Raw genomic sequence first — 26,328 nt, 5'->3', positions numbered from 1 at the left:
GGATCCGGGGTCAGGGCATCTGCGGTTGGTTGTCGGGGCGCACCTCGTAGACGCCGAGCTTGCGGTGCAGCGGCGACTCGTCGGCGACGAAGAGGAAGGCGGGCTCGCTGGCCGAGGCATTGACCAGCGTGGTGGGTGTGTAGCCCGGGATGCAGCAGGTGTCGGCCTCCTTCAGGTCGAAGTCGTGCCCCTGCACGCTGACGCGCGCGCGCCCTTCGATGGCGTGGTACACGCAGGCCGGCGAGCGCGCGGGCAGCGTGAGCGTCTGTCCGGGGCGCAGCATCAGCGCGTGGAAGCCGAGCACGTTTTCGGCGTCCTCGCCGGTCTCGGGGTTGGTGTAGGTGACCTGCACGTGCTGCAGGTCGGCCCGGTCCTCGGCGATGGACAGCAGCGCGGCCTTGGCGTCGGCCCAGGGGTAGCGCAGCATGGGGTAGCGCTGGCCGGCGCGGCCGAACACGGGCGTGGGCACCACGCCGGCGCGCGAATAGGCGCGGTCGCCGCGGCCGGGCTTGACCGCCTGCCGGCCGCCATTGAGGTGGTAGCTCACCTCCAGGTAGTACATGAGCGGCAGGTCCAGCACGTCGAGCCAGACCACGGGCTGGTCGCCGTCGTGGCCGTGCTCATGCCAGCGGCCGGTGGGCGTGAGGATCAGGTCGCCGCGGCTCATGGGGCACTTCTCGCCGTCCACCGTGGTCCAGGCGCCCTCGCCTTCCACCACCATGCGCACCGCGTTGGGCGTGTGGCGGTGGCTGGGCGCCCATTCGCCGGGCAACAGCAGCTGCATGCCCAGGTAGAGCGCGGCGCTGGCCTGCATCTTCTCCAGCGTGTGGCCGGGGTTGGCCAGCACCAGCACGCGGCGCTCGGCCTTCTCGATCGGCGTGAGCTCGCCGGCCTTCAGCAGCAGCGGCTTGATGTCGGCGTAGGCCCAGTGCGTAGGCCTCGTCTGGCGCGTGGGAATCTGCGGCGGCAGCACGCCGCGCAGGCTGGGCCACAGCGGCACCAGGTTGCGCTCGCGCAGGGCGGCCACGTAGTCGGCGGGCAGGTCTTCGAGGCGTCCGAGGTCGTTCATCGAGGTCTCCGTGGGATTCAGTGCGGGGCGAGGCAGTTGTCGACGCGCCAGCCGTACAGCCATTCCACGGCATCGTAGAAGCGTTCGGGCGAGCGGCCGCGCCACAGGTCGTTGCGCACCAGGCGCTCCACGCCCTTGGCGTGGTAGATGCGGCCCATCTCGCGCGAGCTGAGCACGATGCGGGCCGTGCGCGCGATGCGCGAGCGCTGGTACAGGTTCAGGGCCTTTTCGAAGTCGCCCTGGTGCACGCGCAGGGCCTCGCCCAGGGTCACCGCGTCCTCGATGGCCATGCAGGCGCCCTGCGCCATGTACTGCGTGGTGGGGTGGGCCGCGTCGCCCAGCAGCGTCACGCGGCCAAAGCTCCAGCGCTCGATCGGGTCGCGGTCGGCCGTGGCCCAGCGCTTCCAGCTCTTGGGCAGCTCGATGAGCTTTCGCGCCTTCGGGCAGATGCCCTGGAAGTAGCTCAGCACCTCTTCCTTGCTGCCGTCCTTCACGCCCCACTCTTCCGTCTCGCGGCTGTGGAAGGTGACGACCACGTTGTACTGCTCGCCGCCGCGCAGCGGGTAGTGCACCAGGTGGCAGTTGGGGCCGGCCCACAGGCTGGCGGCGTTCCAGCGCAGGTCTTCGGGGAAGTCGGCCTTGTCGACCACGGCGCGGTAGACCACATGGCCGGTGACGCGCGCGGGATCGCCCACGTACTGCTCGCGCACCACGGACTTCACGCCGTCGGCGCCGATCAGCGCCAGGCCGCGGTGCGCCTGGCCGTGCTGGTCATGGGCCGTCACGCCGTCGGCGTCCTGCTCGATGCGCTCGATGCGCGTGGCGGTATGGAAGCTCACGCGGTCGCTGGCCTGCACGCCCTCCAGCAACGAGCCGTGCGCGTCGGCGCGGTGGATCACGGCGTAGGGGTTGCCGAAGCGCTGGCGGAAGGCCTCGCCCGTGGGCACGCGGCCGATGGTGTACTCATCGATGGCGTCGGTCATCACCATCTCGTCGATGTAGACCGCGCGCGAGCGCGCCGCCTCGCCCACGCCCAGGGCGTCGAAGGCCCAGAAGGCGTTGGGGCCGAGCTGCATGCCGGCGCCGATCTCGCCGATCTGCGGCGCCTGCTCGAACACCTGGACGCGAAAACCCTGGCGCACCAGCGCCAGCGCCGCGGCCAGGCCGCCGATGCCACCACCGGCCACGAGGACGGGGAGGTCCTTGTCTTGTGTCGCCATGCCTGTCTCCTTCACAAGATTTGCATACTGATGATCAGTACACTCATCATAAGTGTCCTGATAGCATGCTGTCCACTCCCTCCCGTCGTCCTGTCCCGCCGCCCTTCATGAAACGTTCCGAGCCGTCCAACGTCAGCATCGACGACCAGCCGGGCCACTACATCCGGCGGCTGCACCAGATCTCGGTGGGCATCTTCCTGCAGGAACTGTCCGAGTTGGGCGTCACGCCGGTGCAGTACGCGGCGCTGCAAACCGTGGCCAATCAGCCGGGCATCGACCAACGCACCCTGGCGCGCACCATCGCGTTGGACGCGTCCACCACCGGGGGGGTGGTCGACCGGCTGGAGCAGCGCGGCGCGCTGGAGCGGCGCACCGCGCCCACCGACCGGCGCGCGCGCCAGCTCTGGCTCACGGCCGCGGGCGAGAAGCTGCTGGCCGAGGCGGTGCCGGCCATGCTGCAGGCGCAGCAGCAGATCCTGGCGCCGCTGACCGAGCGTCAGCGCGCCGAGTTCATGCGCCTCATGCGCATCGTGGTGGATGAGAACAACGCGCTGAGCCGCGCGCCGAGCGAAGCGGCGAAGTGAAGGGGGCGCGCCGCCGCGCGCTCAGCCCTGCAGGTGCGCCACCACCGCCTGCACCACGGCCTCGTCGCGCAGCAGGCGTGTGTGGCCCAGGCCGCGGGTCTCCATCAGTTGGGCGCCGGGGATCGCATCGCGGAAGGCCTCGGCGTCGGCGAAGCGGTTGATGCGGTCTTCGCGGTCGTGGACGATCAGTGTGGGCTGGGCCACGCGCGGTCCCACGGCGGCGGGCTCGAACTGGCGCATCAGGATGCCCTCGCGCGCTTCCACGCGCTGCTGCAGGCGCGCGCGGGTGTCTTCGCTCAGGCCGAACACGGAAGCGAACAGCCGCGTGTAGGCATGGGGCGAGGCCGGCGGCGCCAGCAGCGCCAGGCGCGGCACGGCCAGGCCGCGCGCCGCCGCATAGGTCAGCGCGTTGGCCGCCAGCGAATGCGCCACCACCGCGCGCACCTCATGGCCCTGCTGCTGCTGGCGCGCGACGAGGTAGTCGATGGCGCGCGCGAACTGCGGCAGGTTGCTGGTGCTGCCTTCGCTGCGCCCATGCGCCGGCAGGTCCACCAGCAGGGGCCGCAGGCCCTGCGCGCTCAAGGCCTGCGCCAGCGGCAGCATCTGCGCGGCGTAGCCGCCCCAGCCGTGCAGCAGGACCACCACGGGACCGTGCGGGCCGGCAGGCGGCTGGTAGAGCGTGAGGCTGGCGTCCTCGAAAGGCAGGCGCGCGATCCGCCAGCGCGCCAGGTCCGGCTGGCGCCGGTGCAGCCACTTGGACGGCAGGGGGGTGCCGAACACGCGGTAGGCGCCGCGCACGGCGAGCGCCGGCCACACGCGCTCGGACACGGTGAGCGCCCAGCGCAACCAGCGCGTGCCGCGGTTGGCCTGGTAGTAGGCCGAGGCGGTTTGCAACGAGGTGCTGTTCATCGTCGATCTCCTGAAATCGCACGGGTGTGCGAAATGTAGTCAAACAAAAAGTAGCGGCAAGGCACCGCTTCTCAGCTTTCGTAGGTCTTGAGCAGCCGCGCCCAGGTGGCCTGGGCGCGCTCGGCGGCACGGGGATCGCGCAGGAAGCGCACGTCGTGGACCAGCCCGATCGCCAGGCTGCAGATCTCTCCAACCAGCTGCTCCGGGTCGGTGTCGGCCTTCAGGTGGCCGGCCTCGATGGCCTGCAGCACGGTGCGACGCAAGGCGGCGCGCCAGCGCGTCACCTCGCCCAGCAGCAGCTCGCGCAACTCGCCCTCGCGGTCGTCGAGTTCGAAGGCGCCGGAGGTATAGAGGCAGCCCGTGTGCGCCTCCACGTCGCGCAGGCGGATCAGCCAGCGCCGCACGATCTCGCCCAGGCGCGGCAGGCCCTTGGGTGATTGCATGGCCGGCACGAAAACGTCGGCCAGAAAACGGCGGCCGAATTCCTCGATGACGGCCTTTTGCAGCGCCTCGCGCGAACCCACGCGCGAGAACACGCCGCTCTTGGACAGGCCGATGCGGTCGGCCACCGCCTGCAGGGTGATGGCCTCCAGGCCCTCGGCCGAGGCGAGGTCGAGCGCGGCGCCGACGATGGCGGCGCGCGTCAGTTCGCTTTTCTGGGTGCGGGCGTCCATGGCGGCGAAATTTAGCACGTCCGTGCGAAATTCGGAACACCCCCCGCTGGCTGTGGCCTGGCTTGGTCGATGAAAGGTCGCTGGCTATGATCCGCGCGTCCCGCGCCGCTGGCCCCATGAACCCCTCCCTGCCCCCGCTCAAGCCCGAGTTCCTGACCATGCTGGTCAAGGGGGTGTCGCTCATGCTCAGCAGCTGCGACCTCGAGCTGACGCCCAGCGTGATGCGGGCCGTGGGCAGCCGCATGGACGACGGAGGACGGCGCATCACCGCCTATCTGGGGCGCGCCCAGTCGCGCCAGCTGTTGGCCAATATCGCGGCCAGCGGGCGGCTCGCGGCGGTGTTCAGCCAGCCCAGCACCCACCTGACGGTTCAGTTCAAGAGCCGGCGCGTCCGGTTGCGCGAGCCGCGGGCCGACGACCAGCCCTACCTTGAGCGCTACCGGCAGTCGCTGGAGCAGGAGCTCTCGGTGCTCGGTTTCGCGCCGCTCTATGTGCAGGCCTTGCTGGCGCATGCGCCGGACGATCTGGTGGCCGTCGAGTTCGAGCCCGACGAAGCCTATGACCAGACACCCGGCTCCCGTGCGGGCAGCCCACTGATGGCCGCTTGAACCCTTCTTCATGAACGCCACCGCCGCCATCGGTCCCGAGCAGCTCGCCACCATGGCCGAACTCAGGCCCTGTCTGGAAGGCGCGATCCCTGCCGTGATGGCCACCGTGGCGGCCGATGGCACGCCCAACGTGGCTTACCTCTCCCAGGTGCACCATGTGGACGAGCACCATGTGGCGCTGTCCTTCCAGTTCTTCAATCGCACCCGGCAGAACCTGCTGGCGCATCCGCGCTCCACGGTGCTGGTGACCAACCCCCTGAACTTCCACTTCTACCGCCTGCACCTGAAGTACCTGCGCACGGAAGACGAGGGGCCGGTGTTCGAGCGCATGAAGGCGCAGTTGGCGGGCATCGCCTCGCACGAGCGCCTGGAGGACGTGTTTCGCCTGCGCGGCGCCGACATCCACCAGGTGCTGGCCATCGAGCGCGTGCCGGTGGGCAAGGCGCCGCCCTTGCCCGCACCGCGCCAGCGCCCCGAGCCCCTGGCGGTGCTGCGTCGCCTCAGCGGGCGTTTGGCGCGTGCGCGCACGCTCGACGCACTGCTGGACGCCGCGCTGGATGGACTGCAGCAGGAACTGGGCCTGTCGCAAGCCATGGTGCTGATCGCCGACACCGCCTCGGGGCGGCTCTACACCGTGGGCAGCCGGGGGTACCCGACCTCGGGCGTGGGCTCGGAAATCGCGGTGGGCCACGGTGTCATTGGCGTGGCCGCGCGCGAAGGCACGCCGGTGCGCATCAATCACATGACGAGCGCCGCGCGCTACAACCAGGCCCTGGCCGTCAGCCTGGGCCGGCGCGAAGCGGGCGCCGAGATTCCTTACCCCGGCCTGGCCCGGCCGGGCAGCCAGCTCGCGGTGCCGCTGCTGTCCGCCGGCCGGGTCCTGGGGGTGCTGTTCGTGGAAAGCGAGCACGAGATGCACCTGAACCACGACGACGAGGACTTGCTGGTCGCGCTCGCCGGCCAATTGGCGGCCGGCATCGACCTGATGCACGAGTCCGAGGAGCCTTGCGGCGACGACGGCGTCGCGGCCGCCAGCGCGGCCGTCGCCGCCAGCGCGGCCCCCTTGCTGCGCGTGCGCCGCTACCGGCGCGACGACAGCATCTTCGTCAACAACGCCTACCTCATCAAAGGCGTGGCCGGCGCCATCCTGTGGAAGCTGCTGAACGACCACCGCGGCGGCCGCAGCGAGTTCACCAACCGCGAGCTGCGGCTGGACACCACGCTGGGCTTGCCCGACGTGAGCGACAACCTGGAGGCGCGCCTGCTGCTGCTGCACCGCCGCCTGGGCGAGCAGTGCCCGGCGCTGCGGCTGCAGAAGACCGGGCGCGGCAGTTTCCGCTTCGATGCCTTGGCGCCGGTGGAGCTGACCGAGAGCCCCTAGCGCGCGGTTCAGGCGCTCACCAGCCCGGGCACCGGCGGCAGGTTCATGCCACGCGCCAGCTTGGCCCAGTCGCGTGGGCCCAGGTGGGCGCGCGCCAGGTCCAGCACGGCGGCCACCGCCGGCGCGGGCGCCTTGGCCTGCATGTCGTTCACCATCAGGCAGCGCTCCATGGCGTTCGACGCGGGCAGCATCCAGCGCGCGACGGTCATCATCTCCTGCGGCGGGATGCTGGCCACCAGCTCGTCGTGCAGGGCCAGCAGCTCGAAATCGTTGTAGGTGGCCCAGAGCGCGCCGTTGTGCACCGTTTCCTCGGCGTGCATGTGCCGCAGGTTGTCGGCCACGAACAGGGCCAGCGCCAGGTACAGCGCGTGCATCGCGCCGGCGCGTTCGTCGGCCGGCACGGCGGCCAGGGCGCGCGCGGCCCCGCGCAGCTGGGCGGTGTGGCGCAGGTGGTCTTCGTGCTCCTCGGCGACGGCATCGCACACGCCGGGGCAGCGCGCCCGCAGCGCGGGGTGGATGAACCGGTTCTCGTGCTCCAGGTGGCGCTCGAACATCTCCATCAGTTCGATGGTGCGGTCACCGGCGTCGTGCACCTCGGCCTCGTCGGTGGGGTCGGCGCGGCCGAGGGCGAGCAGGGTGTCGGCCATCATGGCGCGCAGCGCCTTGTGGATGCCGGCATACAGGTTGAAGCGGCCTTCGCCCGCGCGGGCGGCGGCGGCGATGGCCGCGATTTCGATCGAATGGGAATGCATGGTGGGAGGTCCTTGGGCACCGGTGACGCCCGGCGCTCGGCGGTGGCGGCGGCGCCCCATGCGCCGCTCGTCCATGCCCGCCAGTCTCGTGAAAGCCCCCCGGTCGCGCCGCTAAATAGCGCTTAAGCGCTTCCTAAAAGGACCTTAAGCCTCCCCCAGGCGGGGGGCGAAACGCTCAGTCCAGCCCGCGCGGGCGGCCGCGCGCCTGCTTGATGGCCGATCGCTGCGCCTTGCCTTCCAGGCGCCGTTCGCGCGAGGCGCGCGTGGGCCGCGTGGCGCGGCGCGCCTTGGGGGGCACGGCCACCGCGTCCACCATGGCCTGCAGCCGCGCCAGGGCCTCGGCCTTGTTCTGCTCCAGGCTGCGGCTGCCCTGGGCCTTGATAACGATCACACCGTCCTGCGTCAGGCGGGTATCGCTGAGCGCCAGCAGGCGCGCCTTCACCGCCTCGGGCAGCGAGGAGGCGCGCACCACGAAGCGCAGGTGCACGGCGTTGCTGACCTTGTTGACGTTCTGGCCGCCCGCGCCCTGGGCGCGGATGGCGGTGAAGGCCACCTCGTCGGGGGCGATGGTCGGGCGCTCGGGCATGGCGGCAGTCTAGGCCCTGGGCCGCCGCGACCGGCTCAGTAGCGCTCTTTGACGCCGGTGACCATGGCCTTGATCAGGCGGGTGCGTTCCAGGCGGCCCATCACGAGGGCCGCCGCGGCGTGCAGGCCGGCCAGCCCGATCAGGCCGTCGGCCAGGCTTTCATGCGCGTCGCGCAGGGCCTCGTTGCCCCAGAAGCGGTCGGTGCCCTGCAGCCAGCCCGTGAGGGCCAGCAGCAGCACCAGCAGCATGAGCGCCAGCATCATCAGCGCGCCCAGGGGGTTGTGACCGGGAACGTGCATTTCATCGCCCCGGAACCAGGCGCGCAGGTGGTGGCGCAGGCGCGTGGGCGTGGGCCAGAAGTCGCTGAAGCGCGCGTAGCGCGGGCCGATGAAGCCCCAGACCACGCGCAGCAGCACCAGGACCGCGGCCGCATAGCCCAGCCAGCGGTGGGGCCCTTCGCCTTCTTCCAGCACCCATTGGTTCAGCACCACGGTGCTCACCAGGGACCAGTGGAAGACGCGCACGAACGGGTCCCAGACCCGCTCGGCGCTCGGCGGCGTGCTCATTGGGACTTGACCGGTTTGCCCGACACCGGGTCGAAGTAGATCTCGACCTTCTTGCCGGCCTTGTCGTGGCCGTAGATTTCGTAGCAGTTGCCCTTGGTGACCTTGAAGGTCTTGATCTGGTAGCCCTGGGCCTGCAGGTCCTTCTTGAAATCGGCCTCGGGCTTCCAGCCCTCTTTGCTGGGCGCGCAGGTGGGGCCAGCGAGGGCGTTGCCGGCGGCGAACAGGGCCAGGGTGGTGGTGGCGATGGCGAGAGCTTTCATGGAGGTGCTGAGAGTGACGCCCGCACATGCGGGCGCCGCCATTGCAGCCGGGCCGGCTGAAATGCGCCTTAAGCGGCGCGGCCCCGCGCGCGCCAGGGTTGCCGGGCCGCTGGGATAATCCCGCCCCATGGCAGCGAAGCATCGGGTGGTGGTGGGTTTGAGCGGGGGCGTGGACTCCGCGGTGAGCGCGTACCTGCTCAAGCAGCAGGGCCACGAGGTCGTCGGCATCTTCATGAAGAACTGGGAGGACGACGACGACAGCGAGTACTGCTCCAGCCGCCAGGACTGGCTGGACGCCGCCAGCGTGGCCGACGTGATCGGCATCGACATCGAGCACGTCAACTTCGCCGCCGAGTACAAGGACCGAGTGTTCGCCGAGTTCCTGCGCGAGTACCAGGCCGGGCGCACGCCCAATCCCGACATCCTCTGCAACGCCGAGATCAAGTTCAAGGCCTTCCTGGACCACGCCATGCGCCTGGGCGCCGAGAAGATCGCCACCGGGCATTACGCCCGTGTCCGCCGCGTGGCCGCCGACACGGGCGAGCCCCTGGGGTCGGACGGCACCTCGCGCGCCAACGCGCGCGATGGCGCCGGTGTGCGGCACCAACTGCTCAAGGGCCTGGACCCGCTGAAGGACCAGAGCTACTTCCTGCACCGCCTCACCCAGGCCCAGCTCGCCAGGACCATGTTCCCCGTGGGCGAGCTGCCCAAGACCGAGGTGCGCCGCCTCGCGGCCGAGATCGGTCTGCCCAACGCCAGGAAGAAGGACAGCACCGGCATCTGCTTCATCGGCGAGCGGCCCTTCCGCGAGTTCCTCAACCGCTACATCGCCAGCGCGCCCGGCCCCATCAAGGACGAGCGCGGCCGCACCATCGGCGAGCACGTGGGCCTGAGCTTCTACACCCTGGGCCAGCGCCAGGGCCTGGGCATCGGCGGCGTGCGGGCCAAGGGCGCGCAAAAGGGGGGCAGCGAGCACGAGCCCTGGTTCGTTGCGCGCAAGGACATCGCGCGCAATACCTTGTGGGCCGTGCAGGGGCACGACCACCCCTGGCTGCTGACGCCGCGCCTGCGCGCGCACGACGCGAGCTGGGTGGCCGGCGAGCCGCCGCCGGCCGGGGCCATGGCCGCCAAGACGCGCTACCGCCAGGCCGACGCGCCCTGCGCCATGGAGCCCCTGGGCGGGACCGGTTTCGTGTTGCGCTTCGAACAGCCGCAGTGGGCGGTCACACCCGGCCAGAGCGCGGTGCTGTATGACGGCGAAGTCTGCCTGGGTGGTGGCGTGATCCTCACCGAGGCGGCCTCGGGCGACGAGGCCTACGGCCCGGCCGCGGCACTGGCGGCCTGAAGCCCCATCCGCCCGGCGCGCATACTCCCCCCGGAACTAGTGCCGTCGCAGTATTGAGGCGGCCGCGCGCGGCCCGAATACTGGTCCCTGCTCGGTCGGCCCGCCCCCCGCGGGCCGCGCGTGTCGCGGGGTGACGATGCACGGTGGGGCGCCAGTCGGTCAGGGATGGCGGCGGGGCATGGCCTGGGTCTGGCTGTGGCTCATGCTGCTGCCCTGCGCCGCCTCGCCACCGCCTGAGCGGGTGGCGCTGGGCGCCCCGGACAACGCCGTCGCCCTCACGCCCGCACTGCAGTTCCTCGACAACCGCACGCACCCCTGGCGCCCCGACGCCGCCGACGCGGCCAGCGCCGACTTCAAGCCCCTGCCGCCGGCCTGGCAAGCGGGCAACCTGGGCCAGGGCTCCTTCGATCTGTGGTTTCGCGTGGTGCTGCACGCCAGCGCCGACGCGCCCGCCCATTGGATGTGGGTGGTGGACAACGCCAATCTGGACCTGGTCGAACTCTGGTCCGGCCCACCGGGCCAGGCCGTGCGCCTGGGCCTCAGCGGCGACAGCCTGCCGCCCGGGCGGCGCGCCCACTCACACCGCCTGCCGGTGATCCCGCTCACCCTGGCGCCCGGCGCCGACACCCCGGTCTACATGCGCGTGCGCACCGACGGCATGGCCCAGTTGCCGGTCAAGCTGTGGCCGCGCGAGGCGCTGGCCCGTCAGGACCAGTGGGTCTATGGCCTGCACGGTGTTTTCTTCGGCCTGCTCGCCGGCCTGATCCTCTACAACGCCATGCTGTACTTCAGCATCCGCGACCGCGCCTACCTCTACTACGTGGGCCTGGTCAGCGCGTTGGGGGTCTGGCAGTTCGGCAACCAGGGCTTCCTGGCCCAGTACCTGTGGCCCGGCGGGGCGCTGCTGCAGCACTACGCGGTCAACCTGTCGCTGGCGCTGGGCGGCGGCCTCTTGCTGCCCTTCGCGCGCCGTTTCCTGCAGACCGCCGCGCACGCGCCGCGGCTGGACCGCGCCGCGCGCCGGCTCACCTGGGGCTGGGTTGTGGTCTTCCTCCTCAACCTGCTGCCGCCGCTGTCGCCCGGCCAGCGCCTGGTGCCCTGGGCGGTCGCCGTGACCACGCTGATGCTGGTGGCCATGGCGTACGACGGGCTGCGCGAGCGCCGCCCGGCCGCGCTGCCCTTCACCGTGGCCTGGGCCTGCCTGTGGGTGAGCGCGCTGCTCTACGTGTTCTACCGCCTGGGCTGGCTGCCGGGCCATCCCCTGGTCGTCAACGCGCTGCCCATGGGCGCCGCGCTCGAGATGGTGCTGCTGTCCTTCGCGCTGGCGGACCGCTTCCGCGTCGAGCGCCAGGCCGCCGAGCGCGCGCAGGCCGACCGCCTGCGCACGGAGCTCGAGCGCGACATGGCGCGCCGCGCCACCGATGAAAAGTCGCGCTTCCTCGCCGCCGTGAGCCACGACATGCGCCAGCCGCTCTACGCCATCACGCTCGCGGCCGAATCGCTGGAGCGCCAGCGCCCCCTGCGCCACCCGGGGCCCATGCTGCAGCAGATGAAGGCCGGGCTGGAGACGGCCGATCGCCTGCTCGACGCGGTGATGACCGTGGCCCGGCTGGAGACCGGTTCGCTGCGGCCGCAGTCCGCGACCTTTTCGCTGGAGCCCCTGCTGGAGCAGGTGGACGGCACCTTCGGGCCGCGGGCCCGGGCCAAGGGGCTGCGCTGGTCGGTCACGCCCTGCCTGGCCTTGGTCAGCACCGACGCGCCGCTGCTGCAGCGCATGGTCTTCAACCTGGTGAGCAACGCCGTGGCCTACACCGAGGCGGGTGGCGTGCTGGTGTCGTGCCGCGTGCGGCGCCGGGGCGCCTTGCTGCAGGTGTGGGACACCGGCGGTGGGCTGCCGCCGGAGCCCGAGGCGCAGGTGTTCCAACGGCACTTCCGGGGCGAGCCCGGCACCGAAACCGACAGCGGGGTCGGCCTGGGCCTGGTCATCGTCAAGCAGACCGCACTGCTGCTGGGGCTGGAGCTGTCGGTGCGCTCGCGCCCCGGGCGCGGCAGCTGCTTTTCCCTCTGGCTGCCGCTGGCGCCGTCAGCCGCCGAACACGCTGGGGTGGGTGTGCAGTCCGTCCAGTGGCAGCCGGCGACCGGCCAGGTGGTCCTCGATGCAGCGCAGCACCAGGGGGCTGCGGTGCCGCGCGGCTGACGCGCGCACCTCGTCCGGCGTGAGCCAGCAGGTGCGCACGATGCCGCGGTCGAGCGCGCGGCCGGCCACGGCCTCGCCCACGGCGCCGCAGAACGCGAAACGCAGGTAGGTGATGGGCTCGCCGGCCCGCTCGAAGCGGGCCAGGTACACGCCCACCAGCGCCTCGGGCGTGAAAGGGTGCGCGGTCTCCTCCAGCGCCTCGCGCGCCGCGGCCTGCACCAGGCTTTCGCCCGGCTCCAGGTGGCCCGCCGGGTTGTTCAGGCGCAGGCCTTCGGGGGTGTGCTCTTCGACCAGCAGGTAGCGGCCGTCGCGCTCGGCGAGGCAGGCCACGGTGACGCTCGGTGCCCAACGGGAAGTCATGGGCGGCGATTATGGGCGGGGGCCGTTGGGGACGGGCTTTCAGTTAAGCTCGCCCGTTGATTTCTGAACCGAGCGCGAGGAGACACCCATGCTCATTGGCGTACCCGCCGAAACCCTGGCGGGCGAGACCCGTGTGGCCGTGACGCCGGAGACGGCAAAGAAACTGGTGGCCCAAGGCCATGTGGTGCGAGTGCAGGCCGGCGCCGGCTTGCACGCCAGCGCCACCGACGCCGCGTACGAAGCGGCGGGCGCGCAGATCACCGACGCCGCCGGCGCCTTGGGCGCCGACCTCGTGCTCAAGGTGCGCAGCCCGCAGGCCAGCGAGCTGCCGCTGATGAAAGCCGGCGCCACCCTGGTGGGCATGCTCAACCCCTTCGACGCCGAAGGCCTGCGGGCCCTGGCCGCCGCCGGGCTCACCGGCTTCGCGCTGGAGGCCGCGCCACGCACCACGCGCGCGCAGAGCATGGACGTGCTGTCCTCGCAGGCCAACATCGCCGGCTACAAGGCCGTGATGCTCGCGGCCAACGCCTACCCGCGCTTTTTCCCCATGCTCATGACGGCCGCCGGCACCGTGAAGGCCGCGCGCGTGGTCATCCTGGGCGTGGGCGTGGCGGGCCTGCAGGCGATCGCCACGGCCAAGCGCCTGGGCGCGGTCATCGAGGCCAGCGACGTGCGCCCCAGCGTGAAGGAGCAGATCGAGTCCCTGGGGGGCAAGTTCATCGACGTGCCCTACGAAACGCCGGAGGAGAAGGAAGCGGCCGAGGGCGTGGGCGGCTACGCCAAGCCCATGCCGCCGAGCTGGCTGCAGCGCCAGGCCGCCGAGGTGGCCAAGCGCGTGGCGATGGCCGACGTGGTGATCTCCACCGCGCTCATTCCCGGCCGCGCGGCGCCCACGCTGATCACCGAAGAGATGGTCAAGAGCATGAAGCCTGGCTCGGTGATCGTGGACATCGCGGCGGGCAAGGGGCCCGCCAATGCCGATGGAAGCGTCGGCGGCAACTGCCCGCTCACCGAAGCCGACAGGACGGTCGTCAAGCACGGCGTGACGATCATCGGCGAGACCAACCTGCCCGCGCTGGTGGCGGCCGACGCCTCCGCGCTGTACGCGCGCAACGTGCTCGACTTCCTGAAGCTCGTGCTGCCCAAGGACGCCAGCGCCGTGCAGGTGCCGATGGACGACGACATCGTGGTCGCCTGTCTGATGACCCAAGCCGGCGAGGTCAAGCGCAAATGAGCGATGCCGCCAGCCGCGTGATGCTGCGGGCCAAGCTGCACCGCGCCACCGTGACCGAAGCCGACCTGCACTACGAAGGTTCCTGCGGCATCGACGAAGACCTGCTGGACGCCGCCGACATGCGTGAGTTCGAGAAGATCGAGCTCTACAACGTCAACAACGGCGAGCGTTTCTCCACCTACATCATCAAGGCCGCGCGCGGCTCGGGCGCCATCTCGCTCAACGGCGCGGCCGCGCGCAAGGCCCATGTGGGCGACCTGCTGATCATCTGCACCTACTCGCCGGTGGCCGACAGCGCGGTGCCGGGCTGGAAGCCGCGCGTGGTGCTGCTGGGTGAAGGCAACCGCATCACCGAGATCAAGAAAACCTAGGAGCCGCCCATGGACGCCGTCTCTCCCACCCTCATCAACCTCATCATCTTCGTGCTGGCCATCTACGTGGGCTACCACGTGGTGTGGACGGTGACGCCCGCGCTGCACACGCCGCTCATGGCCGTGACCAACGCCATCTCGGCCATCGTGATCGTGGGCGCCATGCTGGCCGCCGCGCTCACCGAAACCCCGCTGGGCAAGACCATGGGCGTGCTGGCCGTGGCGCTGGCGGCGGTCAACGTCTTCGGCGGCTTCCTGGTCACGCGCCGCATGCTGGAGATGTTCAAGAAGAAAGAGAAGAAGGCCCCGGCCGCGGGAGACAAAGCATGAGCATGAACCTGGTCGTCCTGCTGTACCTGATCGCTTCGGTCTGCTTCATCCAGGCCCTGAAGGGTCTGTCGCACCCCACCACCTCCATCCGGGGCAACGTCTTCGGCATGACGGGCATGGCCATCGCCGTGCTCACCACCGCCGCGCTCATCGTCGAACTCTCGGGCGGCAAGGCCCAGGGCATGGTCTACGTGCTCGGCGGCCTGGTGGTCGGCGGCGGCGTCGGCGCCTATATGGCCAAGAAGGTCGAGATGACCAAGATGCCCGAGCTGGTGGCCTTCATGCACAGCATGATCGGCCTGGCGGCGGTGTGCATCGCGGTGGCCGTGGTGGCCGAGCCCTGGGCCTTCGGCATCGCCGCGCACGCCCAGCCCATCCCGGGCGGCAACCGCATCGAGCTGGCCCTGGGCGCCTTCATCGGCGCGGTCACCTTCAGCGGCTCGGTCATCGCCTTCGGCAAGCTCTCGGGCAAGTACAAGTTCCGCCTGTTCCAGGGCGCGCCGGTCACCTTCGCCGGGCAGCACAAGCTCAACCTGCTGCTGGGCCTGGCCACGGCCTTCTTCATCTTCGGCTTCTGGCACTCGCAGAGCTGGATGGACATCGTGCTGGTGATCGCCCTGGGCTTCATCCTGGGCGTGCTCATCATCATCCCCATCGGCGGCGCCGACATGCCGGTGGTGGTGTCCATGCTCAACAGCTACTCGGGCTGGGCGGCGGCGGGCATCGGCTTCAGCCTGAACAACAGCATGCTGATCATCGCCGGCTCGCTGGTGGGCAGCTCGGGCGCGATCCTGAGCTACATCATGTGCAAGGCCATGAACCGCTCGTTCATCAGCGTCATCCTGGGTGGCTTCGGCGGCGAGGCCGGCGCGGTGGCCAGCGGCGGCGTGCAGCGCACCGCCAAGAGCGGCAGCGCCGACGACGTGGCCTTCATCCTGGGCAACGCCGAAACCGTGGTCATCGTGCCGGGCTACGGCCTGGCGGTGGCGCGCGCGCAGCACGCGGTGAAGGAGCTGGCCGAGAAGCTCACGCACAAGGGCATCACGGTGAAGTACGCCATCCACCCCGTGGCCGGGCGCATGCCGGGCCACATGAACGTGCTGCTGGCCGAGGCCGAAGTGCCCTACGACCAGGTGTTCGAGATGGAGGACATCAACGGCGAGTTCGGGCAGGCGGACGTGGCCATCGTGCTGGGCGCCAACGACGTGGTCAACCCGCTGGCGCTGCAAAAGGGCAGCCCCATCTACGGCATGCCCATCCTGGAGGCCTACAAGGCCAAGACCGTGATCGTGAACAAGCGCTCCATGGCCGCGGGCTATGCGGGCCTGGACAACGAACTGTTCTACATGGACAAGACCATGATGGTCTTCGGCGACGCCAAGAAAGTCGTCGAGGACATCACCAAAGCCGTGGAGTGAGACCTCGCCCATCGGGCGCACAACGAGAGGAGACCTGCATGCCGACCGCCACCGCCGACCGTCCTTGGCTCGCCGCTTACCCCGAAGGGGTGCCCGCCGACATCGACGTGAACCAGTACCCCTCGCTGGTGCACCTGATGGAGGAGAGCTTCCGGCGCTTCGGCGATCGGACCGCCTACAGCTTCATGGGCAAGGACGTGAGCTTCGCGCAGACCGACGCGGCCTCTCAGTCCGTGGCGGCCTACCTGCAGGGCCTGGGCCTCGTGAAGGGCGACCGCGTGGCGATCATGATGCCCAACGTACCGCAGTACCCGGTGGTCGTCGCGGGCATCCTGCGCGCGGGCCTGGTGGTGGTGAACGTGAACCCGCTGTACACCGCGCGCGAACTGGAGCACCAGCTCAAGGACTCGGGCGCCAAGGCCATCGTCATCATCGAGAACTTCGCCCGCACGCTGGAACAGTGCATCGCGGCCACGCCGGTGAAGCACGTGGTGCTTGCGGCCATGGGCGACATGCTGGGCTTGCTCAAGGGTGGCCTGGTGAACTACGTGGTGCGCAAGGTCAAGAAGATGGTGCCGGCCTTCAACCTGCCGCAGGCCGTGCGCTTCAACGACGCCCTCGCGCGCGGCGCGCGCGGCGCGTTCAAGAAGCCCGAGATCAAGGCCGACGACATGGCCGTGCTGCAGTACACCGGCGGCACCACGGGCGTGAGCAAAGGCGCGGTGCTCCTGCACCGCAACATCATCGCCAACGTGCTGCAGTCCGAGGCCTGGAACGACCCGGTGATGAAGAAGGTCCCGGCCGGCGAGCAGCCCACCAGCGTGTGCGCGCTGCCGCTGTACCACATCTTCGCGTTCACCGTGAACATGATGCTGAGCCTGCGGGTGGGCGGCAAAACCATCCTCATCCCCAACCCGCGCGACCTGCCGGCGGTGCTCAAGGAGTTGAGCAAGCACCGCTTCCACAGCTTTCCCGCGGTGAACACGCTGTTCAACGGCCTGGCCAATCACCCCGACTTCAACACCGTGGACTGGAGCCACCTGAAGGTTTCGGTGGGCGGCGGCATGGCGGTGCAGGGCGCGGTGGCCAAGCGCTGGCTCGAGAAAACCGGCTGCCCGATCTGCGAGGGCTACGGCCTGTCCGAAACCAGCCCCTCGGCCACCTGCAACCCCACCACCAGCACCGAGTACACCGGCACCATCGGCGTGCCCCTGCCCAATACGCGCCTGAAGTGCCTGGACGACGAGGGCCACGAGGTGCCCGTGGGCCAACCCGGCGAGATTGCGATCCACGGCCCGCAGGTGATGGCGGGCTACTGGCAGCGCCCGGATGAGACCGCCAAGGTCATGACGCCCGACGGCTTCTTCAAGAGTGGCGACATCGGGATCATGGACGAGCGCGGCTACTTCAAGATCGTGGACCGCAAGAAGGACATGGTGCTGGTCAGCGGTTTCAACGTCTACCCGAACGAGGTCGAGGACGTGGTCGCGCAGCTGCCCGGCGTGCTGGAGTGCGCCGTGGTGGGCGTGCCGGACGACAAGACCGGCGAAGCCGTGAAGCTGGTGATCGTGAAGAAGGACCCGTCGCTCACCGAAGAGCAGGTGCGCGAGTTCTGCCGCGCCAACCTCACGGGCTACAAGCAGCCGCGCGTGATCGAGTTCCGCACCGATCTGCCCAAGACGCCGGTGGGCAAGATCCTGCGCCGCGAGCTGCGCGACAAGTGAAGGTCTGAGCCGGCATGACGCTTGCGCTGGTCAGCGCCCTGCCGCAGGAGCTCGAGGCCGTGCTCGCGCTACTGCCCGACGAGCAGCGCACCGCGTTCGCCGGGCGCGGTTTCTGGCGCGGCCACCTGCATGGGCAGGAGGTGGTGGCGGTGCTCTCGGGCATCGGCAAGGCCGCGGCGGCCACCACCACCGCGCTGCTGATCGCGCGCTTCGGCGCCAGCGCGGTCGTGATGACGGGCGTGGCCGGTGGCCTGGGCGCGGGCGTGAAGGTGGGCGACGTGGTGGTGGCGGCCGAGCTGCTGCAGCACGACATGGACGCGTCGCCGGTCTTTCCGCGCCATGAGGTGCCGGGCTACGGGCGCTCGCGCTTCGCTTCCGACGGGGCCCTGAGCGATCGACTGGCGCGCGCCTGCGAGGCCACGCTGCGCGAGGCCCCGGCTGCCCTGGGCGCCGCGGCGGTCGAGGCCTTCGGCCTGGGCGACTCGCGCGTGCACCGGGGCCTGCTCCTGACGGGCGACCGCTTCGTTTCGCGCACCGCCGAGAGCGAGGCCCTGCAGCGCGAACTGCCGGACGCGCTGGCCGTGGACATGGAGAGCGCGGCCGTGGCCCAGGTGTGCGCGGATTTCGGCGTGCCGCTGGCGGTGGTGCGCACCATCTCCGACCGCGCCGACGACGCAGCCCACGTGGACTTCCCGCGCTTCCTCACGCAGGTGGCGAGCCGCTACAGCGCGGCCATCGTCGAGCGCCTGCTCGGCGAGTCAGCGTAGCCAACCCCTTTTCCTGAAGTAAAGCATCGGCACCACGGCCGACAGCACCATCAACCCGATCGCCAGCGGGTAACCGAAGCGCCAGGTCAGTTCGGGCATGAACTGGAAGTTCATGCCGTAGCTGCTGGCCACCAGCGTCGGTGGCAGCAGGGACACGCTGGCCACCGAGAAGATCTTGATGATCTTGTTCTGGTTGATGTTGATGAAACCGACCGTGGCGTCCATCAGGAAGTTGATCTTGTCGAACAGGAACGCGGTGTGGCCGTCGAGCGAGTCGAGGTCGCGCAGGATCTGGCGCGCGTCCTCGAACTGCTCGGCGCTCAGCAGGCGGCTGCGCATCATGAAGCTCACCGCGCGGCGCGTGTCCATGACGTTGCGGCGGATGCGGCCCGACATGTCCTCGTGGCGCGCGATGGCCGACAGTGCCTCGCCCAGGGCCGAGTCGCTGGCCTCGCTGGAGAGCACCTTGGCGCTCACCGTTTCCAGGTCGTCGTAGATGTCCTCCAGCGTGTCGGCGCAGTACTCGGCGTCGGCGTCGAACAGCATCAGCAGCACGTCCTTGGCGTCGTCGATCAGGCCGGGCATGCGCCGCGCGCGCATGCGCAGCAGGCGGAACACGGGCACGTCTTCGTCGTGGATGGAGAACAGCACGCCGCGGCTCTTGAGCGAGTCGTTGTGCTCGTTGAGGATGAAGGCCACGCGCACCGCGCGCGGGTCTTCGTCGTCGTCGATGAGGAAGTCGCTGCGCACGTGCAGCTCGCCGTTGTCCTCCTCGAAGAAGCGCGCCGACTCCTCGATGTCCTCGTCCATCGCGTCTTCCGGGATGGACAGGCCGAAATGCTGCTTGACCCAGCGGCGTTCTTCGGGGGTGGGGTCTTCCAGGTCGACCCAGATGGGCTTGAACTTGGCGAGCTCTTCCAGGGACTCGATCTCTTCCTGGAAGAGGCGGCCGTTGGCCAGGGTGAAGACATTGAGCATGGCGCGCTCCTGCGTGTCGGTGGCGGTCTGGCGGTGGCCGGGAATCCGGCCGGCGGGTTCGGTGGCGCTTTCAGCCAGCCGCCCGTCCAGGCCGCAGCGTCAGGGCGCTGCTCAGACGGTCGCGGGGAGGGCTGAAAGCACACGACTGGGGGGTGTGCTGTCCATCAAGGGCTCCGTGTGCAAAAACGGCCGCGATTATCGCACCGGGCCTGGTGCGGCGGGGCTGCCAGCGGGCGCCAGGAAGGCCTTCAGCTCGTCCGGGCGGCGCCAGGCGTCGTGCTCGCCCAGGGCCATGAGCGCGTGCACGAAGCCGGGCTCGAACAGCAGGTAGCTGGCGAGGGCGGCGGCGCTGGCGTTGGCGCCGCGCCGCGTGTCCAGCGCGCCCAGGCCGATGAGCGTGTGGCGCGTGGTCACGGGCAGTTCGTTCACGTGCTTGAGCGCGAGTTCGTCGAGCGACACGCTGGGCTGGATGGCCATCACCTCCACCGGGTGGTAGGGCAGAAGGGTCGAGACCTCCGGCGGCAGGCGCGCCAGGGTCTGGCTCACGCGCATGGTCTGCTCCACGTCGGCCTGAAGGGTGTCGTGGAAGACGCTGGCCATGGCGTGGCCGGCGATGGTGCCCGCCGTGAGTTCGGCGGTGTCGTGCCGCCCGGCCAGGCCCGCGCGCTGCGGCTGGCCCACGCCCACGACCAGGATGCGGCGCGCGCCGAACTGGATGGCGGGCGACAGGGGCGAGAGCTGGCGCATGGAGCCGTCGCCGAAGTGCTCGCGGTGGCCGCTCACCCACAGGGGCACGGCCGGAAACAGGAAGGGAATGGCGCTGGAGGCCATCAGGTGTTCGATGGTGATGGGCTGGAACTCGGCGCGTCGCCCGGGCCGGTGCCAGGCCGGCACGGTGCTGTCGGCGCGGGTCTGGCAGAAGGTCCAGTGCTCGCCGGTGGAGTAGCTCGACGCGGTCACGCCGAGCACGTCGATCGCGCCGCGCTCCAGCGCCGTCTCCAGCCCTTGCAGGTCGATGTGGCGGTGCAGGGTGTTCACCAGGGGCAGGGTGTCGAGCAGGGCGCGGTGGCGCTTGACCTGGCGCGCCAGCGTCCAGCCCGCGAGCACGCGGCTGGCGCGCACCCAGTTGGGTGCGTCCAGGCGGTAGACCTGGTCGGAGCGCAGCTTCAGCCAGAACTCGCCGAGCGCGGGCAGCGCGGCGGCACCATCGCCCGCGCGGCAGGCCAGGAAGCTGGCGTTGAGGGCGCCGGCCGAGGTGCCGAACAGCCAGCGGAAGGGAAAGGCCGCGCCGCCCTCGGGCAGCATGGCGGCCACGGCCTTGAGCACGCCGGCCTGGTAGGCGGTGCGCGCGCCGCCGCCCATGAGCACGAGGGCGCAGCCGTCGGCCCTGGGCCCGCCGGGGTGGCGCAAGGGAATGCTGTGGCTGAGGACGGTGTCGAGCGACATGCCGGGCCCGCGGGTCGTGCTCAGCGTGACCGGGAGGAGGGGGCCTGCAGGGCCAGGCGGGCGCGGCGCGCGACCGGCGCGGCGAGGGGGCCATGGGTGGGGGGCATGCGGGGCTCCTGTCGAAGTCGTTCGGCCCGCTACGCTATCACGGCGATTCGGCCGGCGGCTGGGTGGGCAGGGCCTCCTTGATCGCGCGCGATGCGCCGCCAGGGCGTTGTCCATGGGCGGGAGCACAGGGGCGCATGGGCGCCGCGACACGGCATCGGCGACACTCGGCCACCCTGCCTCGACCGCTGCCCGTGACCGATCCCTCGCCCCTCAGTCCCACGCGCGAACGCTGGCTGCTGCTCACCGTGGCCGGCATCCAGTTCACCCACATCCTGGACTTCATGATCGTGATGCCCCTGGGGCCGCAGTTCACGCGGCTCTTCGGCATCAGCGACGCGCAGTTCGGCCTGCTGGTGTCGGCCTACACGCTGTCGGCCGGTGCCTCGGGCCTGCTCGCGGCCACCTACGTCGACCGCTTCGACCGCCGCACGCTGCTGCTGGGTCTTTATGGCCTGTTCGCCCTGGCCACGCTGGCCTGCGGCCTGGCCCCGGGCTACGGTTTTCTCATGGGCGCGCGCATCGCCGCCGGCGTGTTCGGCGGCGTGCTGTCGGCGCTGGCGCAGACCATCGTGGCCGACGTGGTGCCTTTCGAGCGGCGCGGTCGCGCCATGGGCATCGTCATGTCCGCCTTCTCGTTTTCCACGGTGGCCGGGGTGCCGCTGGGCCTGTGGCTGGCCGGCTGGGCGGGCTGGCACGCCACCTTCATCGCCATCGCGCTGCTGTGCGCCGTGTGCCTGGCCGCCGCCAGCCTGACCCTGCCGCCGCTGCGCGGCCACCTGCGGGCCGGCCCGCCCACGGTCTGGCGCGGCCTGGCCTCGGCGCTGGCCGAGCGCAACCACTGGCGCGCCTTTGCGATGTCGGCGCTCATGATGTTCACCGGCTTCACGGTGATCCCCTTCATCACCATCTACATGCAGGCCAACGTGGGTTTGGGCGACGCCGACATCCCATTGCTGTACCTGGTGGGCGGCGCGGTCACCCTGCTGACGGCGCGCTGGTTCGGCCGCATGACCGACCGGCACGGCAAGGTGCCCACCTTCACCCGCCTGGCCCTGCTCGTGGCGCTGCCGCTCATGGCCACCACGCTGCTGCCGCCGGCGCCGCTGTGGGTCGCGCTGCTCGTGTCCACCGGCTTCTTCGTGCTCATGTCGGGCCGCATGATCCCGGGCATGGCCATCATCACCTCGGCCGCCGAGCCGCGCCTGCGTGGCACCTTCATGGCGCTCAACGCCGCGGTGCAGTCGGCCGCCATGGGCCTGGCTTCGCTCGTCGGCGGGCTGATCATCGTGCGCGACGCCGCCGGTCGGGTGGAGCACTACTGGGTGGCGGGCCTCATCGGCGTGGTCGCCAGCTGCGCCAGCGTGGTGGTGGCGCGGCGGCTTCGCCTGCACGGCGCGCAGCAGGGGCCCGACCGCCGGTCCTGAAGGCGATCCGGAAGTCACGATTTCTGACGGTTTCGGCTTGCGTGCTCAGGGCATCGTCGGCATAGTGGGTCTCAAGCCATCCCGTGGTCGCCGGATGGCCCTGCCGCCGGCGGCCTGTGTCAACCCGGAGCAATTGGAGGCTCATCCATGAACCTGACGATCAACGGTCACGACCTCGAGGTCACCCCCGCCCTGCGCGGCTACGTCACCAGCAAGCTCGAACGCATTTCCCGACACTTCGACCAGGTCGTCGACATCCGGGTGCTGTTGAAAGTGGACAACCTCAAGGAAAAGGCCCTGCGGCAGCGTGCGGAATGCAACATCCACGTGAAAGGCCGGGACCTGTTCGCCGAGAGCGCCCATGCCGATCTGTACGCCGCCGTCGATGAGTTGGCCGACAAGCTCGACCGCCAGGTGCTGCGTTACAAGACCAAGACCCAGGAACACAACCACGAAGCCGTCAAACGCCTGATGTGAAAACGGTCACAACCCGCGCCGTTAGCGGGTTCCCGGTCGTGCTGCACTGCAACAAGCCGCTTGAATTGTCAAGCGGCTTTTTTGTCCTTTTCATCTAGGCGTAGGAAAGCAGAAGCGCATAATCCGCGCCCGAAAGGGCCCCCATGAACCGACTGTCTGCCATATTGCCCGCCGCGCAGGTGCTCGTCGCCGTCGACGCCAGCAGCAAAAAGCGCGCCTTCGAGGAAGCGGGCCTGCTGTTCGAAACCCTGCACGGCCTCAACCGCGCGCTCATCACCGACAGCCTGTTCGCGCGCGAACGCCTGGGGTCCACCGGCCTGGGTCATGGCGTGGCCATTCCGCATGGCCGCATCAAGGGTCTCAAGCAGCCGTTGGCGGCGGTGTTCCAGCTCGCCAGTCCCATTGGCTTCGACGCCCCGGACGAGTTGCCGGTGCAGCTCATGATCTTCCTGCTGGTGCCCGAGGCGGCCACGCAGAAACACCTGGAAATCCTGTCGGAGATCGCCGAGCTGCTCAGCGACAGCGCCTTGCGCGAGCGCATGAAGTTTTCGTCCGACGCCGGTGCGCTGCACGGGCTGATTTCCAACTGGCAGTCCGCGCACGCCGCGGCCTGAACCCCGTTCTCCATTGAAACCCACCGTCGTCAGCGCCGACGTCCTCTTCGAGGACCACCGGGACACGCTGAAGTGGCAGTGGATCGCCGGCCTGGGGGCCTCCGAGCGCCGCTTCGACGAGGTGGCGATCCGCGCGGCGCGCTCGGGCGCCGACCTGGTCGGCTACCTCAACTACATCCACCCCTACCGCCTGCAGGTCATCGGCGAGCGTGAGGTGGCCTACCTCACCAGCCCCAGCACCGAGGACAACAAGCGCCGCGTGGCGCGCATCGTGACGCTGGAGCCGCCGGTGCTGGTGGTGGCCGACGACAAGCCCGCGCCCGACGAACTGCTCGCGATGTGCGAGCGCGCGCAGATCCCGATGTTCGCGACCCACGAGTCCGCGGCCTTCGTGATCGACGTGCTGCGCGCCTACCTGTCGCGCCATTTCGCCGACCGCGCCACCATGCACGGCGTGTTCATGGACATCCTGGGCATGGGGGTCCTGATCACGGGCGAATCGGGCCTGGGCAAGAGCGAACTGGGGCTGGAGCTCATCTCGCGCGGCCACGGCCTGGTGGCCGACGACGCGGTGGACCTGTACCGAATCAACCAGACCAGCGTGGAAGGCCGCTGCCCCGAGCTGCTGCAGAACCTGCTGGAGGTGCGCGGCATCGGCCTGCTCGACATCAAGGCGATCTTTGGCGAGACGGCGGTGCGCCGCAAGATGCGGCTGCAGCTCATCGTGCACCTGGTGCGCCGCGAGACCATGGAGCGCGACTACGAGCGCATGCCCTATGAGCCGCTGTACCAGGATGTGTTGGGCGTGCCCGTGCGCAAGGCCGTGATTCAGGTGGTGGCGGGGCGCAACATCGCCGTGCTGGTGGAGGCCGCCGTGCGCAACACCATCCTGCAGCTGCGCGGCATCGACACCTACCAGGAGTTCGTGCAGCGCCACCGCGCCGCGATGTCGCGCGACGAGTGACGAACGCCGCGCCTAGCGGTGGCCGCCGGGGACCTTGCCGGCGCCGCGGTGCGGGCAGTCGCCCTTGGTGCAGTTCGCGTAGAGCGACAGCGCGTGCTCCTGCAGCGCGAAGCCGCGCGACTTGGCCACCATCTGCTGGCGCTTCTCGATCTCCGCATCGAAGAATTCCTCGACGCGCCCGCAGTCCAGGCAGACCAGGTGGTCGTGGTGCTGGCCCTCGTTGAGTTCGTAGACGGCCTTGCCCGACTCGAAATTGCTGCGCGTGAGCAGGCCAGCCTGTTCGAACTGCATCAGCACGCGGTAGACGGTGGCCAGGCCGATGTCGCTGCGCTCGTCGAGCAGCACGCGGAACACGTCCTCGGCCGTCATGTGGCGCTGCGTGGCGTTCTGAAAGACCTCCAGGATCTTCAGGCGCGGCAGCGTGGCCTTCAGGCCGGTGCTCTTGAGGTCTTCGATGTTGGACATGGCGCTCGCTTCGGGCTCACTACAATGGCCGACCGATTATCGTCCGCCTTGCGCCGGCCGCGCCAGTGCAGGGCCAGCAGGCCCCCACCCCGGGTTTTCGCCATGTCCTTCTCCAAGTTCCGAATCTCGCTCGCGCTGGTTGCCCTGCTGGCGCTGGGCGGTTGTGGCAGCGTGGCCAACTGGGTCACGCCATACAAGATCGACATCCTTCAAGGCAATGTGATCACCCGCGAGCAGGTCGAGGCGCTCAAGCCCGGCATGCCGCGCGAACAGGTGCGCGATATCCTGGGCTCGCCGCTGCTGGCCAGCGTGTTCCACGCCGACCGCTGGGACTACGTCTTCACCCTGCAGCGCCGGGGCCAGGAGCCGCTGCGCCGCCGAGTGACCGTGTTCTTCAAGGACGGCGTGCTCGAGCGCCACGAGGCCGACGAGCTGCCCACCGAGGCCGAGTTCGTGGCCTCGCTGGACGTACGCCGCGACAAAAAGGCCAAGCCGCCCGTGCTCGAGGCCACCGAGCAGCAGCTCAAGGACTTCGCCGAGCGCAACAAGCCGCAGGCCCCGCCGCTGCCCGCCAGCGCCGCGCCCGCACCCGCCACCACCAACTTCCCGCCGCTGGAGTCGGGCCGATGAGCGTTGCAACCACCCCCCACCGCGTCTGTGTCGCGGGGGCCAGCGGCCGCATGGGCCGCATGCTGATCGAGGCCGTGCGCGACAGCGGCGACTGCCGGCTCAGCGGCGCGCTCGACGTGGCCGCCAGCCCCGCCATCGGGCAGGACGCCGGCGCCTACGCCGGCCAGCCGACCGGTGTGCCGATCACCGCCGATCTCGCCCAGGGCCTGCAGGGCAGCGACTGCCTGATCGATTTCACCCGCCCCGAGGGCACCATGGACCACCTGGACGCCTGTGTGGCGCAGGGCGTCAATCTGGTCATCGGCACCACCGGCTTCAGCGAGGCGCAGAAGGCCCGCATCGCCGAGGCCTCCCAGCGCATCGCCATCGTGATGGCGCCCAACATGAGCGTGGGCGTGAACGTCACGCTCAAGCTGCTGGAAATGGCGGCCAAGGCCCTGTCCACCGGCTACGACATCGAGATCATCGAGGCCCACCACCGCCACAAGGTGGACGCGCCCAGCGGCACCGCGCTCAAGATGGGCGAGGTCATCGCCGATGCCCTGGGCCGCGACCTCAAGGACTGCGCGGTCTACGCGCGCGAGGGCGTCACCGGCGAGCGCGACCCGTCCAGCATTGGCTTCGCCACCATCCGCGGCGGTGACATCGTGGGCGACCACACCGTGCTGTTCGCGGGCACCGGCGAGCGCATCGAGATCACGCACAAGTCCGCCAGCCGCAGCACCTACGCCCAGGGCAGCCTGCGCGCGGTGCGCTTCCTCGCCGGCCGCCGCGCCGGGCTGTTCGACATGTTCGACGTGCTGGGGCTGCGCCAGACGTAGCCGGCCGGTGGCGGTTCACCGACGAGGGCGCGCGCCGGCGGCGCCC

29 protein-coding genes are annotated in these 26,328 nt (G+C 70.1%); 17 read left to right on the top strand and 12 right to left on the bottom strand.

Annotated features, from left to right (window positions below; all coding sequences use genetic code 11):
- Positions 1-10: 10 nt before the first annotated feature.
- Positions 11-1,069 (bottom strand): cupin domain-containing protein, encoded by a 1,059-nt coding sequence (locus SOM08_RS21790; RefSeq protein WP_322469742.1) that lies wholly within the window; start codon positions 1,067-1,069, stop codon positions 11-13.
- Positions 1,070-1,086: 17 nt separating this feature from the next.
- Entirely contained in the window at positions 1,087-2,289 is a 1,203-nt protein-coding gene (locus SOM08_RS21785; RefSeq protein WP_322469741.1) for a 3-hydroxybenzoate 6-monooxygenase, read from the bottom strand.
- 107 nt (positions 2,290-2,396) lie between these two features.
- On the opposite strand from SOM08_RS21785, the gene SOM08_RS21780 reads away from it, so the two are divergent.
- Positions 2,397-2,873: a MarR family winged helix-turn-helix transcriptional regulator gene (locus tag SOM08_RS21780; RefSeq protein WP_070399803.1), complete on the top strand. Its 477-nt coding sequence runs from the start codon at positions 2,397-2,399 to the stop codon at positions 2,871-2,873.
- Positions 2,874-2,894: 21 nt separating this feature from the next.
- Here SOM08_RS21780 and SOM08_RS21775 read toward each other — a convergent pair whose 3' ends face one another.
- Positions 2,895-3,782, bottom strand: coding sequence for an alpha/beta hydrolase (locus SOM08_RS21775; RefSeq protein WP_322469740.1), 888 nt, complete (start codon positions 3,780-3,782; stop codon positions 2,895-2,897).
- Positions 3,783-3,853: 71 nt separating this feature from the next.
- Positions 3,854-4,456 (bottom strand): TetR/AcrR family transcriptional regulator, encoded by a 603-nt coding sequence (locus SOM08_RS21770; RefSeq protein WP_070399805.1) that lies wholly within the window; start codon positions 4,454-4,456, stop codon positions 3,854-3,856.
- Between the two features lie 116 nt (positions 4,457-4,572).
- Here SOM08_RS21770 and SOM08_RS21765 point away from each other — a divergent pair, with 116 nt between their 5' ends.
- Positions 4,573-5,064: a hypothetical protein gene (locus SOM08_RS21765; protein WP_322469739.1), complete on the top strand. Its 492-nt coding sequence runs from the start codon at positions 4,573-4,575 to the stop codon at positions 5,062-5,064.
- 10 nt (positions 5,065-5,074) lie between these two features.
- The gene (locus tag SOM08_RS21760) at positions 5,075-6,445 is read left to right on the top strand and encodes a GAF domain-containing protein (RefSeq protein ID WP_116960038.1); all 1,371 of its coding nucleotides are present in this window, start codon (positions 5,075-5,077) and stop codon (positions 6,443-6,445) included.
- A gap of 8 nt (positions 6,446-6,453) precedes the next feature.
- Here the strand turns inward: SOM08_RS21760 and SOM08_RS21755 are convergent, their stop codons facing one another.
- The 4 genes from SOM08_RS21755 to SOM08_RS21740 form a co-directional block, all read right to left on the bottom strand.
- Positions 6,454-7,197, bottom strand: coding sequence for a hemerythrin domain-containing protein (locus SOM08_RS21755; RefSeq protein ID WP_116960037.1), 744 nt, complete (start codon positions 7,195-7,197; stop codon positions 6,454-6,456).
- A gap of 175 nt (positions 7,198-7,372) precedes the next feature.
- On the bottom strand, positions 7,373-7,783 hold the full coding sequence (gene arfB, locus SOM08_RS21750; protein WP_322469738.1) for an alternative ribosome rescue aminoacyl-tRNA hydrolase ArfB: 411 nt from the start codon (positions 7,781-7,783) through the stop codon (positions 7,373-7,375).
- A gap of 35 nt (positions 7,784-7,818) precedes the next feature.
- Positions 7,819-8,349, bottom strand: a complete 531-nt coding sequence (locus SOM08_RS21745) for a cytochrome b/b6 domain-containing protein (RefSeq protein WP_322469737.1) — start codon at positions 8,347-8,349, stop codon at positions 7,819-7,821.
- The gene (locus tag SOM08_RS21740; protein ID WP_116960034.1) at positions 8,346-8,609 is read right to left on the bottom strand and encodes a PepSY domain-containing protein; all 264 of its coding nucleotides are present in this window, start codon (positions 8,607-8,609) and stop codon (positions 8,346-8,348) included. The genes SOM08_RS21745 and SOM08_RS21740 overlap by 4 nt, the downstream gene beginning before the upstream one ends.
- 127 nt (positions 8,610-8,736) lie before the next feature.
- Between SOM08_RS21740 and mnmA the strand changes: the two genes are divergently transcribed.
- Together mnmA and SOM08_RS21730 are read left to right on the top strand one after the other, a co-directional pair.
- Positions 8,737-9,954 carry a tRNA 2-thiouridine(34) synthase MnmA gene (mnmA, locus tag SOM08_RS21735; RefSeq protein WP_322469736.1) on the top strand — a complete coding sequence of 406 codons (1,218 nt, stop codon included), beginning with the start codon at positions 8,737-8,739 and terminating at the stop codon, positions 9,952-9,954.
- 178 nt (positions 9,955-10,132) lie between these two features.
- Positions 10,133-12,151: a sensor histidine kinase gene (locus tag SOM08_RS21730; RefSeq protein WP_322469735.1), complete on the top strand. Its 2,019-nt coding sequence runs from the start codon at positions 10,133-10,135 to the stop codon at positions 12,149-12,151.
- Here SOM08_RS21730 and SOM08_RS21725 read toward each other — a convergent pair.
- Positions 12,038-12,511 carry an NUDIX hydrolase gene (locus SOM08_RS21725; RefSeq protein WP_116960031.1) on the bottom strand — a complete coding sequence of 158 codons (474 nt, stop codon included), beginning with the start codon at positions 12,509-12,511 and terminating at the stop codon, positions 12,038-12,040. The two genes, SOM08_RS21730 and SOM08_RS21725, sit on opposite strands and share 114 nt — an antisense overlap.
- An 88-nt stretch (positions 12,512-12,599) precedes the next feature.
- On the opposite strand from SOM08_RS21725, the gene SOM08_RS21720 reads away from it, so the two are divergent.
- From SOM08_RS21720 to SOM08_RS21695, 6 genes are read left to right on the top strand one after another with little or no spacing between them, the layout of a single operon-like run.
- The gene (locus tag SOM08_RS21720) at positions 12,600-13,745 is read left to right on the top strand and encodes a Re/Si-specific NAD(P)(+) transhydrogenase subunit alpha (protein WP_322469734.1); all 1,146 of its coding nucleotides are present in this window, start codon (positions 12,600-12,602) and stop codon (positions 13,743-13,745) included.
- Positions 13,742-14,116: an aspartate 1-decarboxylase gene (panD, locus tag SOM08_RS21715; RefSeq protein ID WP_116960029.1), complete on the top strand. Its 375-nt coding sequence runs from the start codon at positions 13,742-13,744 to the stop codon at positions 14,114-14,116. The genes SOM08_RS21720 and panD overlap by 4 nt, the downstream gene beginning before the upstream one ends.
- Before the next feature lie 9 nt (positions 14,117-14,125).
- A complete protein-coding gene (locus SOM08_RS21710; RefSeq protein WP_070399816.1) occupies positions 14,126-14,446 on the top strand; it encodes an NAD(P) transhydrogenase subunit alpha in 321 nt (106 codons plus the stop codon).
- A complete protein-coding gene (locus SOM08_RS21705) occupies positions 14,443-15,864 on the top strand; it encodes an NAD(P)(+) transhydrogenase (Re/Si-specific) subunit beta (protein ID WP_322469733.1) in 1,422 nt (473 codons plus the stop codon). The genes SOM08_RS21710 and SOM08_RS21705 overlap by 4 nt, the downstream gene beginning before the upstream one ends.
- A gap of 38 nt (positions 15,865-15,902) precedes the next feature.
- Positions 15,903-17,588 carry a long-chain-fatty-acid--CoA ligase gene (locus SOM08_RS21700; RefSeq protein WP_322469732.1) on the top strand — a complete coding sequence of 562 codons (1,686 nt, stop codon included), beginning with the start codon at positions 15,903-15,905 and terminating at the stop codon, positions 17,586-17,588.
- Between the two features lie 14 nt (positions 17,589-17,602).
- Positions 17,603-18,355: a 5'-methylthioadenosine/adenosylhomocysteine nucleosidase gene (locus SOM08_RS21695; RefSeq protein WP_116960026.1), complete on the top strand. Its 753-nt coding sequence runs from the start codon at positions 17,603-17,605 to the stop codon at positions 18,353-18,355.
- Here SOM08_RS21695 and corA read toward each other — a convergent pair.
- Together corA and SOM08_RS21685 are read right to left on the bottom strand one after the other, a co-directional pair.
- Positions 18,347-19,333 (bottom strand): magnesium/cobalt transporter CorA, encoded by a 987-nt coding sequence (gene corA, locus SOM08_RS21690; protein WP_070399820.1) that lies wholly within the window; start codon positions 19,331-19,333, stop codon positions 18,347-18,349. The genes SOM08_RS21695 and corA overlap by 9 nt on opposite strands.
- 195 nt (positions 19,334-19,528) lie before the next feature.
- Positions 19,529-20,779 carry a patatin-like phospholipase family protein gene (locus SOM08_RS21685; protein ID WP_322469731.1) on the bottom strand — a complete coding sequence of 417 codons (1,251 nt, stop codon included), beginning with the start codon at positions 20,777-20,779 and terminating at the stop codon, positions 19,529-19,531.
- A gap of 299 nt (positions 20,780-21,078) precedes the next feature.
- On the opposite strand from SOM08_RS21685, the gene SOM08_RS21680 reads away from it, so the two are divergent.
- From SOM08_RS21680 to hprK, 4 genes are all read left to right on the top strand, one after another.
- A complete protein-coding gene (locus tag SOM08_RS21680; protein WP_245981041.1) occupies positions 21,079-22,311 on the top strand; it encodes an MFS transporter in 1,233 nt (410 codons plus the stop codon).
- Between the two features lie 147 nt (positions 22,312-22,458).
- Positions 22,459-22,788, top strand: coding sequence for a ribosome hibernation-promoting factor, HPF/YfiA family (gene hpf / locus SOM08_RS21675; protein WP_070399823.1), 330 nt, complete (start codon positions 22,459-22,461; stop codon positions 22,786-22,788).
- 143 nt (positions 22,789-22,931) lie between these two features.
- A complete protein-coding gene (locus SOM08_RS21670) occupies positions 22,932-23,402 on the top strand; it encodes a PTS sugar transporter subunit IIA (RefSeq protein WP_116960023.1) in 471 nt (156 codons plus the stop codon).
- Between the two features lie 13 nt (positions 23,403-23,415).
- On the top strand, positions 23,416-24,366 hold the full coding sequence (gene hprK / locus SOM08_RS21665; RefSeq protein WP_070399825.1) for an HPr(Ser) kinase/phosphatase: 951 nt from the start codon (positions 23,416-23,418) through the stop codon (positions 24,364-24,366).
- A gap of 12 nt (positions 24,367-24,378) precedes the next feature.
- On the opposite strand, the gene fur is transcribed toward hprK, so the two are convergent.
- The gene (gene fur, locus SOM08_RS21660; RefSeq protein ID WP_070399826.1) at positions 24,379-24,831 is read right to left on the bottom strand and encodes a ferric iron uptake transcriptional regulator; all 453 of its coding nucleotides are present in this window, start codon (positions 24,829-24,831) and stop codon (positions 24,379-24,381) included.
- Between the two features lie 102 nt (positions 24,832-24,933).
- On the opposite strand from fur, the gene SOM08_RS21655 reads away from it, so the two are divergent.
- Positions 24,934-25,461 (top strand): outer membrane protein assembly factor BamE, encoded by a 528-nt coding sequence (locus tag SOM08_RS21655; protein ID WP_116960022.1) that lies wholly within the window; start codon positions 24,934-24,936, stop codon positions 25,459-25,461.
- Entirely contained in the window at positions 25,458-26,282 is an 825-nt protein-coding gene (gene dapB, locus SOM08_RS21650) for a 4-hydroxy-tetrahydrodipicolinate reductase (protein ID WP_322469730.1), read from the top strand. The genes SOM08_RS21655 and dapB overlap by 4 nt, the downstream gene beginning before the upstream one ends.
- Positions 26,283-26,328 lie beyond the last annotated feature (46 nt).

Source organism: Hydrogenophaga sp. SNF1 (genome assembly GCF_034421675.1).
Classification (GTDB): Bacteria; Pseudomonadota; Gammaproteobacteria; order Burkholderiales; family Burkholderiaceae_C; genus Hydrogenophaga; species Hydrogenophaga borbori.
Note: the sequence above shows the minus strand (reverse complement) of the source record. Positions and strands in the feature narration are given on the sequence as shown.